The 19,741-nt window shown below is 60.1% G+C and carries 15 protein-coding genes; 10 read left to right on the plus strand and 5 right to left on the minus strand.

Annotated elements, in window-relative coordinates; all coding sequences use genetic code 11:
- The first annotated feature begins 81 nt into the window (after window positions 1-81).
- Together BGIM_RS0126080 and BGIM_RS58290 are read left to right on the plus strand one after the other, a co-directional pair.
- Window positions 82-1,494 carry a carboxymuconolactone decarboxylase family protein gene (locus tag BGIM_RS0126080; protein WP_020472649.1) on the plus strand — a complete coding sequence of 471 codons (1,413 nt, stop codon included), beginning with the start codon at window positions 82-84 and terminating at the stop codon, window positions 1,492-1,494.
- 109 nt (window positions 1,495-1,603) lie between these two features.
- Window positions 1,604-4,096, plus strand: a complete 2,493-nt coding sequence (locus BGIM_RS58290; RefSeq protein WP_020472650.1) for a deiodinase family protein — start codon at window positions 1,604-1,606, stop codon at window positions 4,094-4,096.
- Between the two features lie 64 nt (window positions 4,097-4,160).
- Here the strand turns inward: BGIM_RS58290 and BGIM_RS0126090 are convergent, their stop codons facing one another.
- From BGIM_RS0126090 to recD2, 3 genes are all read right to left on the minus strand, one after another.
- Window positions 4,161-5,615 (minus strand): amino acid permease, encoded by a 1,455-nt coding sequence (locus BGIM_RS0126090; RefSeq protein ID WP_020472651.1) that lies wholly within the window; start codon window positions 5,613-5,615, stop codon window positions 4,161-4,163.
- A gap of 88 nt (window positions 5,616-5,703) precedes the next feature.
- Window positions 5,704-6,171 carry a hypothetical protein gene (locus tag BGIM_RS0126095; RefSeq protein ID WP_020472652.1) on the minus strand — a complete coding sequence of 156 codons (468 nt, stop codon included), beginning with the start codon at window positions 6,169-6,171 and terminating at the stop codon, window positions 5,704-5,706.
- Window positions 6,172-6,312: 141 nt separating this feature from the next.
- Window positions 6,313-8,526 carry an SF1B family DNA helicase RecD2 gene (gene recD2 / locus BGIM_RS0126100; RefSeq protein ID WP_020472653.1) on the minus strand — a complete coding sequence of 738 codons (2,214 nt, stop codon included), beginning with the start codon at window positions 8,524-8,526 and terminating at the stop codon, window positions 6,313-6,315.
- Between the two features lie 280 nt (window positions 8,527-8,806).
- Between recD2 and BGIM_RS0126105 the strand changes: the two genes are divergently transcribed.
- From BGIM_RS0126105 to BGIM_RS0126130, 5 genes are all read left to right on the plus strand, one after another.
- A complete protein-coding gene (locus BGIM_RS0126105) occupies window positions 8,807-9,556 on the plus strand; it encodes a hypothetical protein (protein ID WP_020472654.1) in 750 nt (249 codons plus the stop codon).
- Window positions 9,557-10,117: 561 nt separating this feature from the next.
- Window positions 10,118-11,884 (plus strand): hypothetical protein, encoded by a 1,767-nt coding sequence (locus BGIM_RS0126115; protein WP_029630553.1) that lies wholly within the window; start codon window positions 10,118-10,120, stop codon window positions 11,882-11,884.
- A gap of 26 nt (window positions 11,885-11,910) precedes the next feature.
- On the plus strand, window positions 11,911-12,345 hold the full coding sequence (locus BGIM_RS0126120; protein ID WP_020472657.1) for a hypothetical protein: 435 nt from the start codon (window positions 11,911-11,913) through the stop codon (window positions 12,343-12,345).
- 35 nt (window positions 12,346-12,380) lie between these two features.
- Complete coding sequence (locus tag BGIM_RS0126125) at window positions 12,381-12,932, plus strand: hypothetical protein (RefSeq protein WP_020472658.1); 552 nt, start codon at window positions 12,381-12,383, stop codon at window positions 12,930-12,932.
- Between the two features lie 199 nt (window positions 12,933-13,131).
- Window positions 13,132-14,595 (plus strand): glycoside hydrolase family 30 beta sandwich domain-containing protein, encoded by a 1,464-nt coding sequence (locus BGIM_RS0126130; protein ID WP_020472659.1) that lies wholly within the window; start codon window positions 13,132-13,134, stop codon window positions 14,593-14,595.
- Window positions 14,596-14,620: 25 nt separating this feature from the next.
- On the opposite strand, the gene BGIM_RS52455 is transcribed toward BGIM_RS0126130, so the two are convergent.
- Complete coding sequence (locus tag BGIM_RS52455) at window positions 14,621-16,426, minus strand: PQQ-binding-like beta-propeller repeat protein (protein ID WP_020472660.1); 1,806 nt, start codon at window positions 16,424-16,426, stop codon at window positions 14,621-14,623.
- Window positions 16,427-16,563: 137 nt separating this feature from the next.
- On the opposite strand from BGIM_RS52455, the gene BGIM_RS0126140 reads away from it, so the two are divergent.
- A complete protein-coding gene (locus BGIM_RS0126140) occupies window positions 16,564-17,205 on the plus strand; it encodes a TetR/AcrR family transcriptional regulator (protein WP_020472661.1) in 642 nt (213 codons plus the stop codon).
- A 203-nt stretch (window positions 17,206-17,408) separates the two neighbouring features.
- Window positions 17,409-18,326, plus strand: coding sequence for a hypothetical protein (locus BGIM_RS0126145; RefSeq protein ID WP_157369433.1), 918 nt, complete (start codon window positions 17,409-17,411; stop codon window positions 18,324-18,326).
- Between the two features lie 664 nt (window positions 18,327-18,990).
- Here BGIM_RS0126145 and BGIM_RS67860 read toward each other — a convergent pair.
- Window positions 18,991-19,125: a hypothetical protein gene (locus BGIM_RS67860; protein WP_020472664.1), complete on the minus strand. Its 135-nt coding sequence runs from the start codon at window positions 19,123-19,125 to the stop codon at window positions 18,991-18,993.
- A 36-nt stretch (window positions 19,126-19,161) separates the two neighbouring features.
- Between BGIM_RS67860 and BGIM_RS0126165 the strand changes: the two genes are divergently transcribed.
- Window positions 19,162-19,578 carry a hypothetical protein gene (locus tag BGIM_RS0126165; RefSeq protein ID WP_020472665.1) on the plus strand — a complete coding sequence of 139 codons (417 nt, stop codon included), beginning with the start codon at window positions 19,162-19,164 and terminating at the stop codon, window positions 19,576-19,578.
- The last annotated feature ends 163 nt before the right edge of the window (window positions 19,579-19,741 follow it).

Consider the following 19,741-nt stretch of genomic DNA (forward strand, 5'->3'; position numbering starts at 1 on the left):
CCAAGCGAGTGTTCCGTCTGAAACTGATCCGGCGATTGAGACTAGTTTTTGCCAGCATTCATCATCCGAGGATTCTCTCCCATGCGCAAACTTTCCATGATCGCCGCCGGTCTGGCCGCTTTTGCAAGCCCGGCCTTCGCGGCCGACGACCCGACGGTTCCCCGGCCCATCCCCCTGACCCGGCCGGACATGAAAGTCCTGTTGGAAGACATGAAGGCCCGCAAGCCGCGGATTCCGCTTCCCGAACTGACGGCCGAGGAAAAGGCCAAGATCGGCGAACGCGGTGAACGTGGCGGCGGGGGATACGAAGGCCGCATCCGCGCCCTGTACATGCCGGCCGGTTCCTCGCAGTCGTTCGGCATGGGCGGCGGCGGCCGGGAAGCGGACCCAAATATTTCGCTGGATTACAAGTTCAAGACGCAGCTTTTCTGGATCGTCTCCCGCACCAACAATTGCCAATACTGTCTCGGTCATCAAGAGTCGAAACTGCTCGGCGCCGGCATGACCGAGGACGAGATCGCCGCCCTTGACGGCGACTGGTCCGAACATTCCCCGGCCCAGAAAGCCGCGTATGCCTTTGCCCGCAAGTTCACCTATGAGCCGCACAAACTGTCGGACGCGGACATTGACGAACTTCGCAAGCACTACAAGGATTTGCAGATCCTTGAAATGATCCTGTCGATGGCCGGCAACAACTCCATCAATCGCTGGAAGGAAGGCGCGGGCGTGCCGCAATCCGCATCCGGTGGCGGCTTCCGCAGCAAGGATGGCGCCCCGCCGAAGGAAAAAGAACCGGAACCGGCCACGCCGCGCAAGCAAACCTATCTGACCCCAACCTCAGAGGCGTTCAAAAGCAAGGTGACGAAAGTTGCCCCTCTCCAGATCAACGAGAAGACCAATCAGCCGACCCAAATGACGGCATGTATCCGTCCGGCCCTCGAACCGCGAGCCGAGACGGAGAAATTACTGGCCGCCGCCGCCGCCCGCACTCCCCGGCTGCCGCTGGTGGAGGAAGCCAAGGCCCGCGAAATTCTGGGGGAAACGTGGCCCGCCAAGACTCCGCTGCCGCAATGGGTCCGGTTGGTGGTCAATTTCAACTCGGGCAAAGGCCGGGTCGCCAGCGAGCGGAGCGCCGTGGAGAAGGGTGATCTGACCCTGCTGTTGAAGGCCCAAGTGAGCTGGATCATCGCCCGCCAGGATCGCGCGTGGTACGCGACCGGCGAAGCCCAAAAGCGGTTGAAGGCTCTTGGCCAGACCGACGACCAGATTTTCGCCCTCGACGGCGACTGGTCCAAGGCCACTCCGGCCGAGCAATCCTTGTACACATTGGCCCGCAAACTGGCCGCCTCCCCGGTTGTCCTGACGGATGCCGATGTGGAAAAGGCCTTGAAGCTGACCGGCCCCAAGGAAGTGGTCCAACTGATCAGCTACACGACCAACCGCGCCTCGTTCGACCGCATCACGGAAGCGGCCGGGCTGGCCATCGAGAAATGACCGTCGCCCCTCCCCGGAGCGGCTGACCCCGCTCCGGGGGTTGATTCAATCCCTTCGGTCCATCGTTCATTCTCTGTCCTCAAGGCTGGCTATTGAGGAGTCAATCCACATGAAACTGTTCCGCATCTCTCTTATTGCCATTCTGGCGGCCGCATGCCCGGAGGCCGTCCGGGCGAAGGAGCCGCCGCCGATGACCCCGCCCCGTCTGAAACTTCCCGACGGGGTGACGCCCGACAGCCTTGCGGACCCGAAGGAGGCCGCCCGCGTCGCCGACCTGTTGGACAAACAGTATCCGGCCCCGCAGACGGAAGCCACTCGCATGTTGGTGGCCATCCTGCGGGGCTTGCAAATGGACGGCTCGAACGGGTGGTTCGGCCCGGCGACCAGCCGGTATACTTGGGACTGGCTCGCCGCTCAAGCGGGTGTGGACCCGAAATCTGGCGAGATCCCCAAGGAAAAATTCCGGGGGCCGGCCTCTCTGTTCGACCGGCTTGACCGGGACGGGGATGGCTTCATCACGCCGACGGACCTCGATTGGTCCGACCGGAACCCGTATGTGATGCAAGCGAACATGGTCACCCGGTTTTTCCGCCGGATGGACACCGGCGGGGATGGCCGGCTCACACGGGAGGAACTCGACGCCTTCTTCAAAATGGCGGCCGGCGGCAAAGAAACCCTCATCGCGGATGACCTGCGGCGAGCGCTGATCCCGCGAGGCCCCTCCGGTCTCGGGCCGGGGGATGCCCCGACGGTGCCGACCTTGGTTCGCGGCCTGTTCTCGGGCGAAGTCGGGTCAATGGGCGAAGGGCCAAAGCTCGGAGACAAGGCCCCGGACTTCACCCTCGGCGTCGCCGACGGGAAAGGAACGGTTCGCTTGTCGTCGCTGATCGGGCCAAAACCGGTGGTGCTTTGTTTTGGCAATTTCACCTGCGGCCCGTTCCGTGCCCTCTTCCCCGACGTGGAGGCGGTCTACGAACGGCACAAGGACAAGGCGACGTTCGTGATGGTCTATGTCCGCGAAGCCCACCCGACGGACGGTTGGAAAATGGAAGTGAACACGCGGGCGGGCGTGGCGGTGAAGCAGCCCACCACGACAGAAGAGCGGGTGGCCGTGTGCGCCCAGTTCCGCAAGAAACTCAACCCCGGCATGACGGTGCTGGTGGATGACATCACCGACCCCGCCGGGACGGCCTACAGCGGCATGCCCACCCGGTTGTATGTGATTGACACCAACGGAAAAATCGCCTTCAAGAACGGCCGCGGCCCGTTCGGATTCAAGCCCGGTGAAATGGAGCAAGCCCTCGTCATGAGCATCCTCGAAAGTGAAAAGGGAACCGATCAACGGTCGGTTGTACCGTTGCCGACTGACAAAGAAACTTGGACGAAACTACCGAAGGCGGATGTCGGCGCCGGAACTTCACTGCCCAATTGGGCGAAGGCGGTCGTCGGGCATTTGCCGCGCACGGCGGCGGCCATGCTGGAACTCGACCTCGTCCACCGGACCAAAAGCCCGCTCGACCCCGCGTTGCGGGCGAAAATGCGCTGGGTCGTCGCCAACGCGAACAAGTGCCAGTATGCCCAAGCCACCGCTCTCGCCGATTTGAAACGGGCGGCTGATGAAGACGCCGTTCGCCTCCTCACCGGCCATCCGTCGGGCTGGCCGGCCGCCGACCGAGATCCGTTGGAGTTCGCCCGGTTGCTGACCGTGGCCGCCCCCACGATCAAGGATGAATTGTTCGCTACCCTGCGCAAGACCCACGGGGACAGGCAGGTGGCCGCGATGGTGCTTTTGGCCGCCTATGGCAACTTCCAAGACCGTCTGTTGCTGGGCCTGAACATTCCGCTGGAAGACGGCGGCCCGATGGCCCCGGTCGTCGTCAAATTTGCCGCCGGGGCGTTGCAAGTCGCCCCGATCTTGCCCGAGCAAAAGGAAGTGCCCGCCTTGTTGCCGGACGGGAAAGCCGTTGTCCCGCCGGATGCGGAATGGACGAAGCTGAGCTACGAGGAACTCCAATCCCGGCTGGAAAAGCAACGCGGCCGCACCCCGCGCTTGCCGATCCCGGATTGGGAAACCGTGAAGAAGAACCTGCCCCCGGCCAGCGCCACCCACCCGACCCGGATCGTCTGGAGTTTGGTGTGCAATGGCTATGCCCCGGAACTGGCGATTCCGTGGAACATCACCACCCGGACGATGTGGGCCGAGTCTCAACAGGATCGCGTGTTTGAGGAAAGCCTGTTCTGGATTCAGACACGCAGCATCCAGTGCAATTACTGCATGGGCCACTGCGAGATGCTGCTCGAACTGGCCGGGCTGGACAAAACAGCCGTCGCCGCCCGCACCCGCCGACTGGCCGGTGATGATTGGTCATGCTTTCCCCCGGCCGAACAGCGGGCCTATGCGTATGCCCGCAAACTATCCCTGACGCCGTGGGCGCTGACGGCCGGCGACTATCGGGAACTGGAAAAGGAACTCGGCCCGGACAAGGCGATGCACACCTTCTGGTGGCTCTGCCGTGGCCTCTACATGACCCGCATCTCCGATGGTTTCCAGCTGCCGCTGGAGCGAGACAATGTGTTCGCGGACTTCGCCCCGAAGAAATGAGGGAGTTTCGCCCAAATCAGAACGAGGTTCGAGCCGGCAAACCGCGAACTGACGAAACACCTTTTCACGGGTTCTCGCGCAAGTGTGGCGGGCCGGGGAAATGTTTCGCGGCATAGCCGAACCAACCGGCCAGCAGAGTTAGCACGAACGCCCCGAGGACGATCACGGCTTGGTCGTTCGGCGGTTGGATGCCGATGAAAATCAGCCCGGCGCAACCCAGCACGCTGATGGCCGCCAGCGGGCGATACCAGCGGCCCAGATGCCACGGCCCCATCACCGTCCAGCGGTTGCCGTGGGCGATGAACCCGGTGATCGTTGGCAGAACATACGAGACATAGAGGAAGATCGTGCAGACCGCCGTAATGGTGGAATAGACCGGCGTGTACATGGTGAACAGCACGGCCGCCGTGGAGATTCCCCAGATGGCGACGGCGGGAGTCTGAAACTTCTTCGACACCCGGCGCACCCAATGCGACGTCGGCAAGCCGCCATCGCGGGCGAACGCGAACGCCATGCGGGACGTGGAAGTGACCGTCGCCAGCCCGCACAGATATTGGGCCAGCACACACCCGCCCAAGAGGATATTGGCCCACACGGGCGGCATCACTCCCCGCAGTGTGTGGAAAAACACATTGGTTCCCTGTTCGGCGGCCACGTTCAAATCGGGAATCGCCATCACGATGCCGACGACCATGAACCAGCCGAACACGCCCGACACCCATACGGAGCGGATGATTCCCTTCGGCACATTGAGGGCCGCCGACAAGGTTTCCTCGGCCGTGTGGGCCGACGCATCGAACCCGGTGATGGTGTAGGCCGGGAGCAACAGCCCCAAGGCAAACGCCCACGCGACCGATTCCACGCGGGGCCAGACCGGCGCATCCCCGGCCGGGGTTCCGGTGAGGTTTTGGAAGGTCCGCAACCGCGACCAGTCAATCGCCGGGGCGGCAAGGAACAGGCTAATCGTGAGGACGACCGCCACCAACATGATCCAATAGCCGGACAAGTCGGTGAGAATCCGCGTCACCCGCATGCCGGAATGATTGATGGCGGCTTGCGAAGCCGTGACCAACGCCACGAGAATCGCCTGCGTCAGCGGCGAAGGCGGGTCGTCCGGGGCGAACGCCCCGAAGGCGAACAGGACCATGCCGACATTGATGGCGGCCAGCACCGCGATCAGGCCCGCGAGATTGAACCACGCGGTCGCCCAACCCCATCCCCGGCCGCCGAGGGTGGAGGCCCAGTGGTATAGCCCCCCGGCGGTGGGATAAGCGGAGGCCAGTTGCCCCATCGTGGCCGCCACCGCCAGTGAGAACAACCCGCAGGCCGCCCAGCCAATGCACACCCCGCCCGGCCCGGCGGCCGCAAAGCCGAGGTGAAACGAGGTCAGCCCGCCGGCCAAAATGCAGATGATGGAAAGCGAGATGGCAAAATTCGAGAACCCGCCGAGACACCTCGCGAGTTCTTGCACATAACCAAGCTTGGAAAGGGTGGATTCATCGTCAGACGGGACAGACATGCGGCAACCCGGAAAGATGATCGGGAGTCACGGCCGGGAGAGATGACCGCGAAGAGAATCGCCTGCTTGCGGAAAGAAACCGGGTTCCTTAAATGATTTGTTCAATCACCCAAGTGTCGCCGTCCGTCTGTTTGGTCAGCCGATAATTGCCGGGGTTCAGGCGATACATGATGATGTATTCTTTGTCGGAAACCTTTTCGACGATGGTCCAGATCCCCTCGTTGATCGAGATTTTCTGTTCCGGCGCCCATTCCCACGGCTTCACATCCGTCGCGGTTCCCCGGCCGGATTCCACGAGTTCGTACCACGGCTGCCCGTAGGATTCCGGCGGCGGGGCGGTTAGCGGTTCCTTCCCTTGGAGCATCCGGCGAAGGAGGTAGCTGTGGAAGATATCCCCCTCGATCGCGGGGAGGAAATTAGGGATGGGGTGGCCGTTGTCCGCGCGGATTTGAATCCACCGCAGGAAGCACATGATGCCCCGCCACGCCTCCGTGCTTTCACCCTGGGCGAATTCCTCCACCCATTGATGCCATTCGTCGGCGTTCCGTCGGTTCATGTCGTCTCCCGTCCCCAAAACACCCGGTTTCCGCGAGCCGAACACTGTCAAGCATCGGGTTGAGAGAGTCTGCCGCCGACGGGAGAATGTCTCTATCCGATCAGCTTGCGCTGTCCGGCTCGCCAAATCATCGTCCGACTTTTATGTTGTTGCGTCGGCGGCTTTCAAGCGTTCTTTCAACAGAGAGTATCGAAAGGCCGTCTCCTGTTTTTGCGTGGCAATCCACAAAGCCTTGCGGCTCCCCACGATCACCACTAATTTTTTACCACGAGTGACGCCGGTGTACAGCAAATTTCGCTGAAGCATGACGAAGTGTTGGGTGTGCAGGGGGATCACCACTGCCGGATATTCCGATCCTTGCGCTTTGTGGATGCTGGTCGCATAGGCATGGGTCAGTTCATCCAGTTCGCCAAAATCGTAAGGAACCTGACGACCGTCAAAATCGGCCATCAAAAGCTGGTCGGTGAGGTCAATCGCCGCCACCCGGCCGATGTCTCCGTTAAAGACTTCTTTCTGGTAATTGTTTTGCGATTGGAGGATCTTGTCCCCCACCCGGAAAGTCCGGCCGAACCGTTCGGCCTGCGGCTTGCGCGAGTCCGGCGGGTTTAGCACTTCCTGAAGCCGCAAGTTAAGGTTGTTCACCCCCAACTCGGACTTGTTCATGGGACTGAGGATTTGAATATCCCGAAACGGGTCGAACCCAAACCGGGCGGGGATGCGGTCGCGCACCATCGTGATGATGCGGTCCACCACCGTTTCCGGGGAATCGACATCAATGAAGAAAAAGTCCCCGGTGGGGTCGGGTGCCGATTGGGGTTCTTCCCCGGCGTTGATGGCGTGGGCCGCCAGCACGATATGGCTGGAACCGGCTTGCCGGAAAATCTGCGTCAGCCGGGCCACCCGCACCGTGCCGGAGTCAATCAGATCCCGCAACACATTCCCCGGCCCCACGGAGGGAAGCTGGTCCACGTCCCCCACGAAGACGACACAACACCAGAGGGGGACGGCCCGCAGGAGTTGGTTCATCAACACCATGTCCACCATTGATGTTTCGTCGATGACCAGCAAGTCGGCATCGAGCGGGTTTTCGCGGTCCCGCTTGAACTTGCCCAACCCGGCGTCGAACTCCAACAACCGATGGATTGTACGAGCATCCCTTCCGGTGGATTCGCTCAAACGTTTGGCGGCCCGGCCGGTCGGAGCGCAGAGGGCGATGCGTTGTCGTTTGGCGGAAAAAATCTCGATCAACCCACGAACGATGGTCGTCTTGCCGACGCCCGGCCCGCCGGTGATGACCAGCACTTTTTCGGTGGTGGCTGCCTCAATGGCTTCCCGTTGCGACGGAGCCAAGGCGATCTTCATTTCTTTTTCGACCCAATCAATCGCGGCACCGGCGTCAATGGCCGGCAGCGGGTGATCCCCGGCCGCCAAGTGCTTGATGGCCCGCGCGACGCCGAGTTCCGCGAGAAACATCGGCTTGAGATACAACCACGGCTCCGGTTCCGTGCTGTCCGGGGCGGGAACCGTGGCCGTCTCGCGGACAAACTCATCCTCCACCCGCCCGGCCTCGATCACTTCCCGGACAATCTCCGGGGTGATGTTGGTGAGCCGCATGGTCTCTTCAATCACCCCGGCCTCGGGATAGCAGACGTTCCCCTTTGTGCCGAGATCCTGAAGCACATAGCGCACGGCCGCCCTCGCCCGCAACGGCGAATTGGGGGGCAACCCCAGCCGCATGGCCAGATCGTCGGCGGTTTTGAAGCCGACGCCCCAGATGTCCGTCGTCAGCCGATAGGGATTGCTCTTCACCAGTTCGACGGCATTGTCCCCGTAGGTTTTGTAAATGCGAATGGCGCGGGCGGTGCCGATCCCGTAAGAGTTCATGAACACCATGATTGCCCGCACGCCCTTTTGCTCCTGCCAGCTTTGCCGGATGCGCTCCAGCCGTTGCGGGCCAATTCCCTTCACTTCCGAGAGAAATGACGGCGACCGGTCGATGACATCCAGCGTCCGCTCGCCAAACACTTCGACAATCCGCTTCGCATAAGTGGGGCCAATTCCCTTAATCAGCCCGGAACCGAGATATTTGGTGATGCCCGCCAAGGTGTGCGGCGGGGTGGTCTTCAGCACGCCCGCCTTGAACTGCCGCCCGTGGTTGCGGTCGTTGATCCATTCGCCGCTCGCCTCGATGTATTCCCCGGAAACGACGTTGGAAAGTGTGCCCACGACGGTCACCGGATCGCGCTGCCCCGGCACGACCACGCGCAGGACCACATAGCCGTTGTCCTCGTTGTGAAACGTGATCCGCTCGACGACGCCCGAAAGCGCCTCCGGTGACTTAAACTCGGCATTCACGCGACAACAGACCCCTTGCGATTGGTGATGGGGTGATTAAATCACATTTGGCCGAAGGATGCGATGCGAGTAGGCAGAGGAAGGGATGAGGGATGAAGGATGAGGGATGAGGGTCGCGTCTTGGCTGGATGAAAACAGTTGAGGAAACGATCGAACGTCCGATTCTCCGTCATCATCGGCCGGGGTTGGTTCTTGGCTGAATCATTCCTCGTTTGCGAACGTCAAATCGCGTACCATAGCTGACACCCTCCGCACGAACATTTTTTGACAAGAGCCATCCATGAAATCCCGCATCCTGTTGGCCCTCTTCTGCGCCGTGAATGCCGCGGCCGTGGCCGCCGACTTGCCCGTCATCCCGGCCAAGCCGATTGCCGAGAAGAAGGAACTTCTGTTCTCTGATGATTTCGAGGGGGCCGAGCCGACCAAGGTCTGGCACAAGGTCGTCCCGACGTTTGTTGTCGAAAAGGGGACGCTCAAGGGGACGCAAACCCGCGACAAAACAACGCCCGCCGCCGATGGCAAGCCGGCCGTCACCGCCCATGCGGCCGTGCATGGGCTGGAGATCCCCACCAAGAACTGCGTCGTCGAAGTGAAGATTCGGTTTGAAGGCGCGTCCATGATTGATGTCGAATTTGATGATCGCAAATACATGGGCGCCCATTACGGCCACCTCTGTCGCGCGATGGTCCGCCTCAATGGCGTCACCATTCTGGATGAACGCGACGGCGGGATGCGTAACGACATCTATGAGATGAAGAAAGACCCCGCCAAGAAGGCCGAGGTCGCCAAATTGCTCGTCGGCCGCAGCGCCACCTTCCCCGCCAAACTGGAGACCGGCAAATGGTACACCCTCGTCGTCGAAATTGTCGGCGATGAGATGCGAGTGAGCATCGACGGCAAGCCCGCCGGTTATCTCAAGTCCTCCGGCATCGGCCACGAAACCAAATCCAAGATCGAACTCGGAGTCGCCGGCAAGGACGGCTTCTTTGACGACATCAAGGTCTGGAACGCCGTGGCGGCCAAGCCTTGATTTGCCTCTGTTGAATGATGGACGAACTCGTCCGTGAACGATCACATCCGGCGGCGATGTTCGACGCCGCCGGCAACTGTCACCTCTGCCTTCCAAGTTTGGGCTAATTCGCTTTTTCGGCCACGCAAATCCCTTTCAACCATCCGGGTATCAACCTTGAGCATTTGAAATGGGCCATTTTCGACAGCCCAGAATCGCTGCGCATTTGTCCAAAATCATCAGGCGACTCCTTTGTTTTTCCGGGGTTTTTGAAAAATAGTGTTCAGTTGGCCCACTGTTTTTGACCACTTTTGGGGTGTGAAATGACTCAAAAATGGTCGCCGGACGACTGTTTTTCACCTTTTCAGGTCACTTTTGGGTCACATTTTGATCGGTTTTGAAATCGGAAAAATCGGGACTCTGTAGCGTGTTGGCCTGCGGGAAAACTCTGGCCGGTTTGTTTCGTCTGAACACAAGAGAAGCTGATGCCCTCCCGAGTGGCCTCTTTCCGCGACTCATTTTCGAGCGGGCGGGGGCATATCATGATGGCCACGATGATGTCTCACTCTCCGGAGGTTATTCATGTGCGTGGCTCGTGTCTGGCTGGGCAAGGCGGCTTTGATTTTCGCGGCGATTGCCGGGGCTTCCCCACTGTCGGCCCAGACTCCCGTCGGGAATCCCTGGGGCGTCAGTTCGTCGGCGAGCGGGTACAGGGATCATGCGGCCTGGATGCCGAAAATGGCGGAGGCCGGGGTTGGCACGGTTCGACTGTTTCCCGAATGGAACGGCTTTGAAACGCCGCAGGGGAAGTGGAAGTGGGATCAGGCCGACACGCTGGTGAAGAATGCCGCCGCCAACAAGATCGAGATTAACGGCATCCTGATGGGATCGCCTCCGGGCGCCAAGGCTTCTCATGCTTTCCCGATGGAAAACCTCGAAGGCTGGTCCAAGTATGTCTCGGAAGTCGTGGGGCGGTACGAGAAGGATGTTCGCTATTGGGAAGTCTGGAACGAAGGCAACGGCGGCTTTAACGATGGCCACCATACGACGGCCGATTATGCGAAACTCGCCATCGCCACGCGAACAGCCGCCAAGAAGGGCAACCCCAAGGCGGCCGTCGGCCTGTCGGTTGCCAGTTTTGACGCCCCTTACCTCAATCAAGCCATCCTGTCGATGGCCAAGGCGGGCAAGCCGGATAACTTCGATTTCCTTTGCATTCACCCCTACGAAATCGCGGATGGCATCGACGAAGTCGATGGCGAAATCCCGTTTCTGTGGATGAGCCGAATGCTGCGGGACATGCTGAAAACCAGCGCCCCCGAACGGGCGAATGCCGAAATCTGGATCACCGAAGTCGGCCGCCGGATTGAGAAGCGGAAGGACCGCGTCGTGACGGAGCAGGAAGCCGCCCGCGCGTTTGTCAAGATTTACACGATGGCCTTGGCGCAGGGGATTGCCAAGGTTCAGTGGTTCGAGGCCCAAGACCCGGTCGGCGAAGATCAAGGCTTCGGCTTGTTGAACCGCGATGGCAGCCCGCGAGCCTCTTACAAGATGCTGAAGGCGATGTCAGCCAGTTTGGGTCTCGCGCCGAAGTATGTGGGATGGCTGGCGATGGGGAAGGACAGAAAGGGATACGGATTCGTTTTCGAGGGAAAGACCTCGCCGGTGCTGGTCGCGTGGATGCCTTCCGGCCAGGCGGACAAAACGATGTCGTTCTCAGGCGATGTGGAAATAATTGATTCCCTTGGCCGCGTCGCCTCCCTCAAGGCGGACCAGCCTTTTACGTTGACCGATTCCCCGGTGATTGTCACTGGCATTCCGGCGGAGTTCGTCTCGTTGGCCAAGGCGAACACGGGCAAGAATTTCCCTTGGGGCGGCGATTATTCCAAGGCAAAGACAGTGAGCCACAAACCGGGAACAGCCGAGCCGAACGACGGTGTCTTCCTGATCGGGCAGGCAGGCTCGCCGACGGTCAAATTCCCGGATGGTTCGACCGGAATCGTGATGAAAGGCGACATCGAGCATTCGGTGCGGTTTTATGTCCACCCGAGTTTTGCATCCTTCCAAACGAAGGAGTATTACGTCCGCGCCACTGTTCGCCGATTGGCGGCCGGGAATGTCGGGATGAATCTCTTTTACGAGGTCGCCGACAGTCAGGGACGCTCGCCATACGCCAACGTGGGGAAATGGTTTGGCGCCAGCGCTGATTCCGGCTGGCAAACGCACACGTGGCATGTGACCAATGCCTGTTTCTCGAAAATGTGGGGCCACGATTTTGCCCTTCGGCCGGAACAATCGATCCCGTTTGTCCTCGGCAAAGTCGAGGTCAGCACCGAGCCGTTCAAGTAAGCGAATTTCTCTTGGGAGCCGCCGTCATGCGTATTCCGTCCGTCGTCCTTGCGTTGTCCGTCATTGGGTTGCTCAGTGTTCCGGCTGGTTTCGCGGAGGAACCCGCCGACCCGACGCCGGGCGGCATCAAACTGTTGCCGGGCTACAAGCATGAGAAACTTCAGGGAATAGACACCCGTGTCGGCAAGATCGCAAAGGCTAGCGGCTTCGCCTTCGGGTACGACATCGGCAAACTGGCGGGCGATGCCGCCGGTTCCTTGGACAAGGACACCCTCTTGTGGCGCAAAGAACAGGTCATCGACGGTCAAACGGTGCGTGTGGCCCTCACCAAAGACCGCATGTTGTACGTGACGTTCACGCAGACTCACGCGAATTTTTACGGGAAGGCCAAGTCGGACGATGAAGTCGCGGACATGCTCCTCATGGTTCTGACCTACGCAAACCCGGTCAAATCCAAGTAAGCTGACGGGGACAGGCCCGGTTCCCGGAGGCCACCATGCGGATGCGAAGACTGGCCAAACGGGCGGTCATTTTTATTGCCTTGGTTGCCGTGTTGAGAGTTGTGGGGGGCGTGATCTATGACCATCGCTACCCCCACGGCTGGAGCCACTGTTGTGACAAGCAGTTATACATGGCTTTGTTGAACTACGCCGATCAGCATGACGGCTGGTTTCCCAAAGGGGAGGCCACTCCCGAAGCCAGTTTAAGTTTGCTGCACCGGAACAGTCCCGAGGAAGTTTCCGCGAACCTGCTTCGGGGCAAGACTGTTCCGGTTGAGGTTGTCCAAGCCCGTCTCGATGCCGGGGATCTTCTCACCCCGGAAACATGCGGCTGGCATTATGTCGAGGGACTACGACCGGGTGACGATTCCCGGCTGGCCCTGTTCTGGGACAAAGCCGGACTGGGCCACAATGGCGAACGGCAATACGGCGGCCGTCATTGGGTCACTCTTCTCGATGGCTCCATCAGTTGTATCCCCGGCGAAAAGTGGGAAGAATTCTTGGCGGAGCAAGACCGGCTGAAGTCGGAACTCAAGCGGCAACCATGAAAGTCGGGGGCAAAACTTCCAAGCCTCATCATTGAGATCAAATCACCATCGGAAGAACCACGTTACAATACCGGACGCGCATTTCGTTTGGGGGCTGACAAGGCTTCTGGTAGTCTGACTCGCATCGGAGCAACGCCCCGCCAGCCGCCCGGCGGGTGATGTGGAACTCCCGAACCCCAAATCGGTGAAGAGGTGGCGGATGGCACAGGAATTCCCGCCGAAACACGGCTTGTCCCAGAAAAACTTCTCGCCTGTTCACGTTCTCGTCGCGGCGATCATGGCCGCATTCGCCATGCCCGGCGGTGATGTCCTCGCCCAGGAAAAGACTCAAATCATCGTGCAGACCGCGCGGCCCAAACAAGTCTTTGACGGGCTTGGAGTCGGCGCCATTTTCTACGAAGGCCACATCACCAGCCTGTCGGCCCGCGACAAGAAAGAGCGGCAGGAACAACTGTACGACGACATGTTCAAGAGCGTGCCGACGCGATATTTGCAACTCATGATTCGCGAAACGCATGAGCCGCAGAACGACAACAACGACCCGCTCACGCCCGCGTTTGATGTCAAAAACTTTGAGTATTGCAGACACACGATTGACATTGCCAAGGCCGCGCTGAAACGGCAGCCGGACATCCAGCTTTATGCGACGCTCTACACGCCGCCGCCGTGGATGAAGACCAACAACGAAGCCTCCGCCGGCGGCGAAGCCCGCGCCACCATCAAGCCGGGAATGGAGCTTGAACTGGCCGAATATGCCTGGGCATTTCTCGCGCACATGCAAAAGAACGATGTGCCGATCAAATACCTGAGCATCTCGAACGAACCGGACTGGCCCCACACGCAACCGGGCTATTGCCTCACGCCGGAGAAACATGCCGCCTTGTTCAAGACGGCGGGGGAATACCTCGACAAGATGGCGAAGAAGTTCCCGGAAGTTCCCCGGCCCAAACTGGTCGGGCCGAACACGCTGAGCGCGCCGGGTGCCGCCAAGGACTATGTGCCGCTCATTTTGAAGAACGCCGGAAAGTATCTCGATGTCGTCGGGGCGCATGATTACGACCCGCGCGGCGACCGCTGGGGCGCTCTTCGGAAACTGGCCGACAAACGGCCGGTCTGGGTCACGGAATGGTGTCCCCGCACGAAGGACTCCTCGCCGGGGATGATTAATTCGGCCACGGAATACGGCAACGCCATGCACGAGGCGTTTGTCGGCGGGGCGAACGTGTTCATGGCCTACGACTGGGTCTATCCGCCTCGCGACACCGGCGAAGCCCTGATTCATGTGAAATGGGGGGAAGAATACACATTGACGAAGCCTTACCATCTCTTCCGTCAATGGGCCTCGCCGCTCAAACCCGGCATGCGTGTCGTGGAAGCGGGCGTCACCGGAAAGGGGGCCGATGGCGCGAAGCCCACGGCTTTTCTCTCTGCCGACGGCCGCACGCTTGTCGTTCATATCGTGAACATGACCGGCAAGGATGCCCCGATCACGCTCAAGCTAACCGGCAAGTTTGCGACCGTTCCTGCTGTCGAACGGACCCGCACCAGCGCCACGGAAGATGTGGCCGCCCTGCCGGAACTGAAGGTCGTCGCCGGGAGTTTCACCGACACCCTTCCGGCCCGGTCAATGGTCACCTATCGCCACGAAATCGCCGGTAAATAAGCCATTTCCCAAACTTGTTGGGTTCTCAAGGCGCCCCTTCTGGCCGGAGTTCGTGGCAGGAGATTTCTTGGGCGTTGCGGACGTACAACCGCCCCTTGGTGATGGTCGGGTGATTCCATGTCTTGCCCTCGATCGGCTTGAACCGGCCAAGTTCCCGATGCTCTTTCGGATCGGCCGCCACAAGGACCGCCTCGCCTTCTTCGGAGATCACCAAGAGCAACGGTTGATCGTCGAGCAGCAACACTTGCCCGCTGCCGTAATGCCCTTCCTTCCAACGTCTTTTGCCGGTTTGCAAATCGACACAACTCAGGATTCGGCCGTCGAAACCGTAGATGGCATCGCCGGACACCACAAAGTCGTTGAACGAAGGCTTCAACTGCCGGGAAACCCATCGTTCCGTTGTGACCCATGATCCGTCCGTCTTCGTCACATCAATGAGCGCCGTCCCCCGGTCGGGGCCGGCGTCGAACAGGATGCGGCCGGACCCGATCATTCTCGGCTGGACGGATCGCGGCACCCCCGGATTGCTGCTCGGGGCGGCATGTCGCCAGAGTACCGCCCCCGTGACGGGATCGTAGGCCGACAGTCCCCGGTCGCCGACAAAAAGTAACTGCGTCTCGCCGAGAACCGACGCGAGTTGCGGCGAACTGTAACTGATCGAACCGGCCGGGGCGGACCATGCCGGTTCGCCCGAGTCGGTGCGATAGGCCAGCAGGGTCTTTTCTCCCTCGCCTCCGGCAAAGACGATCACTAAGTTTCCGACCACCAGCGGCGAGCTTGAAAAGCCCCACATGGGAATTTTGGCGCCCGAGTCGGCCGCAAGTTCGCGGGTCCATTTTCGCTCGCCGGTGGTGGCATCGAGGCAGTTCAGCAACCCGGTTGATCCAAGGGAATAGAGGCGGCCATCGGCAAACACCGGCGTGGCGCGCGGGCCGACCCCTCCCTGCACATCCTCATGCCGAGCGGCATCCTCATGCGACCAGAGCGTTCGCCCGGTGGCGGCGTCAAGGCAAACAACGGCTTCCTGCCCGCCTCGCTGTTCTTGGGTAAATAGTCGATCACCCACAACAATGATCGACGACCAAGCCGGCCCGATCCGTCGGCGCCAGACCATCTTCGGCGGTGTGACATTCCAATCGGTGGCGATGCGAACATCCCGCAGGGTTCCATCCCGATTCGGGCCGCGAAATCCGGGCCAATCCCCCGGTTGCACGCGCAACTCCAATCGAGTCAACGATGCCGGGGCTGTTGCCTCTGTATGTCCCAATTCCGCAAGATACACCTCCTCGGCCGTCGCGCTCCACCGCCAGCGAATCGCGAACTGCCCGTCGCCCCCCATGCCTTCCGCCCGGATCAGGTCGAACGCCCCCCAGCTCATGACCATCGCCCCGGCCATGATGGCGCCTCGCAGCCCGGAAGGTTGCTTTCGGATGAGGAGAAAACAGAGCGCCCAAGCGGTCAACACCAGCGGCAATCCTGGCACCAGCAGGAAAAATGCAACGGATTTGTGGGCAAGAACCACCGTGCCGGCGCCGGCGAAAATGACGACGGCGAACACCGAGAACCTCTCCTTGATCCCGGTCCGGCTGGCGCCCAGCCACCAGCCGACGAACAGACAAGTGATGAGGGCGCCAAGCCCCATCAGAATTAGAAAACCCAAGAATCCGAAGGAGATTCCCAACTCCGTCCAGCGCTGGACCGAATAGGCGGCCCAGAAAATGCCGAGCAGCAAGACGGGGGGCCAGACGCGCGGCGGCTTCGCCGGTTTTTCCCCGGTTCCCGATTCCGGAAGATGATGCGGGGAGGTCGAAAGGCTCTCTTGGATCGTCATGGAAAAGTCCCTTTCCGATCGGCGCCCTCGACCACCGAAAGCCTCATGCTAAAATCGGAGGCAGTCTTGATCGAGCAACGCCGGAAATTTGATTGTACTGTGAATCTAACTAAATCTTGAAAGGGCGTCAAGGTTTCATGAACCCAAGGCCCTACCGACTTGGGCAACGCCAGACGGCCGCCGAGCAAACTCGCGCCCGCATCGTTGCCGCCTCCCGCGAACTATTATCGTCGCCTGATGGCGTCACGGCCTTCACGGTCGATGCCGTCGCGAGTCAGGCCGGGGTGGCCCGGATGACGGTGTACAACCAGTTCGGCTCCAAAACCGGCCTTCTCGAAGCCCTCTTCGACGACCTAGCGGCGCGCGGCCTCATTGACCGGCTCCGGGCGGCGTTCGGACAGCCGGAGCCGCGTGATGCGCTGACGGAACTCATTGGCGCGTTCGGGAATTTCTGGGAAACCGACCGGTTGGTGATTCGCCGGATTCGGGGTCTGTCCCTGATTGACGCCGATATTTCCCAGACGGTGCGCGTGAGAGAAGAGTATCGGCGGGAAGGATTCCGCACGGTCGTCGGCCGGATCACGGAGAAGCACGGCAAGCCATTGCCGGAGGCCGTTGGCGAAGTGGTCAACGTCCTCCACACGCTGACCAGTTTCGAGACCTTCGACCATCTGGCCGGCGAGACACGCAGTCCCTTGGCGGTTGTGCCGCTGGTGTGCCGGCTTGCCCTGGCGGCCCTTGAACTGGAGTATGGGGAGTTCGCCGCCGAAGTCCCCTAAGAGAAGCCGAAACGCCGGGGCAAACCCTGCTGAAGAGCGCCTGCCGGGCCAAGCCAGCCATTTGCGTCGACGACGCCAACCCGTTTTCCTCTCTTTGCCCGCATCTGTTCATCAAAACGGACGGAAGATGGTTCTGGTGTGCGGATCGGCGTGGCTTTAGAATCGGCGGGGGCCTTTCTGAACTCTCTACGCAAGGAGTCCGCATGATGGTTATGAGTTTCCGATGCGGAGCCATCGCCGCTGTTTTGACGGTCTTGGCTCTCGCATTTCTGCCGAATGCCGTGGCATTCGCCCAAGACAAGAATGTAAATCCGACCGAGCCGATCACCAAGGGGCAACGGGTCTTCACCTGTGGCCACAGTTTCCATGTGTGGGTTCCCGGCATCGTGGCCGATCTCGCCAAGCAGGCCAAGATTCCGGATCACGCCCAACTTGGCGTCTCCTCCATCGGCGGTTCGCGGGTCATTCAACATTGGGACATCGCCGAGGAGAAGAACAAAGCCAAGGAAGCCCTCAAGACCGGCAAGGTTGATGTGTTGACTTTGTCGCCGATCTTCCTCCCCGATCCGGGCCTTGAAAATTTCACCAAGCTGGCCGTCGAACACAACAAAGACATCCGCATTCTCGTCCAGCCCATCTGGTTGCGTTGGGACATTTACGAGCCAACGACCAAGCGGCCTGAAAAGGTCGATCACAACGCGATCACCGGCGAAGAACTGCGCAAGCGCCACGCGGTGTATTTCAAGGAAATGGACGAACACATTCAGAACCTGAACAAACAACAGGGCAAGACTGTGCTGTACATCGTCCCAGCCCCACAGGCCGTGATCTCGCTGCGGGAAAAGGTCATCGCGGGGCAGGCCCCCGGATTGAAGGCTCAGGAAGATTTGTTCACCGATCCCCTTGGCCACGGCAAACCGCCGCTGATGGCCTTGGTCGGTTATTGCAATTACGCCGTCATGTATCGCCGCAGCCCGGTGGGCTTGCCGGTGCCGGGAATTCTCAAACAGGCCAAACTCGGGGATGACGAGGAAAAGCTCAATCACCTCCTGCAAAGACTGGCATGGGATGCCGTCACCCATCACCCGCTCAGCGGCGTCGGGGCTGAAAGCAAGCCATAAGAGAGGCTCCGATTGACCGCCGGGCGACGCCCCGAAGCAACGCCGCAAGCGGTATCATCCACGGACGCATTCCGTCGCCGAGGATGATGCCGCTTGCGGCGTTGTTGCAATGATGGACTGTTGAAAATCTGCCAATTTCCGCCCGGCGGATGCTCCTGTAACGGGGATCATGATCTTGTCCGCCGAGCCCCGCACATCATGGGGACAAAACAGTCTGGCGGCGGTGCTGACGGGCAAATCCTTTCCGAAATCAATTAATCGCAATAAATCTAATTAAACAATAAATATGAAATAATTTCTATTTTGAAGTTGACCGCTGGTTTGTCGGCGGCTAACTTGAAGATAGAGAGTTTAAGTTAGGTCTTTTGACCTTCCTATCGCACAAACCAGCCATTGAAAAATTGCTTGATTGGGATTTTCAGTCGCAAATCGATCTGATCGACTATTCCCAATGATGGCTGGCTTGCGTCAAACTCGTCGGGCAAGTTCGTGCCGGTGGAAGATTGCGGGGGCAATCTCATTCCGGGCGCTGTCCCAAGCGGGCCAAACGGGTCTGAAATGTGGCCAAAACCACCGGTGGCATTTTCCTTGCCTTTGGGCAAGGGAAAAACGCCGCGGCCGACCCGTCACGCCCTCTTCGTTCGCCGACACATCAAGTGTGAAGTCATTTGATGGCGGCAAACAACGGGGTCAGAGAGCCACGATAGCCCGAATCGGTTTTGTTCCCGAGTGTGATGTCGGTCATGGGGTCTCCGCCCGGCGCCAAGGCGGTGTTTGCCAGTGACCCGACTCGTTCCATCGCTCTATTTCGTGGCGCCTTTCGGAGAGACATCGAATGTTCCGCTCTTATGCAAACTCGCACCGTGCTCGCGGCCTCTTTGGCATTCTTTGTGCCGCCACGGTTCTGTTGGGATTGCCCGGTTCCGGCCGGGCGCAGGATGCCAGCACGGCCCGTTACGAAATCAGCCAGTGCAAGGCCAACATCAGCAAGGCCACCACAGAAATCACAGACCGCACCAACCGGATTTTTGCCGGGGATTTGTTGATCATCGCCGCCGAACTGGCAGTGGCCGAGGCGAAAAAGAAAGAAAACAACGAAGGGGCGGTGTTTGTCCTGGAACTCTCGCTGGCGGCGTTGAAAGTGAAGAAAAACTCCCTGATTACGGAAAAGCAGGACTGGGAACGCTACAAACGGGAATGCGAAAAGAACCTCTCTGATTGGGAAGCCTACCTGCGAAGAATCGGCGGCTGATCCCCGCGAAGGCAATCTCGCAACGAACCTGTTCCCCGTCTTCCGGCTCCCTGAATGCGATGACACACTCGGGGAGTCCGGCGTTTCGGCCTCAAACTCTTCAATCGCCATTTCCGCGGCTTCATTCTGATTTTTCCCCGCCGCCGGTCCGCCTTGTCCCATC

The organism is Zavarzinella formosa DSM 19928, from assembly GCF_000255705.1.
In the GTDB taxonomy this organism is placed as follows: domain Bacteria; phylum Planctomycetota; class Planctomycetia; order Gemmatales; family Gemmataceae; genus Zavarzinella; species Zavarzinella formosa.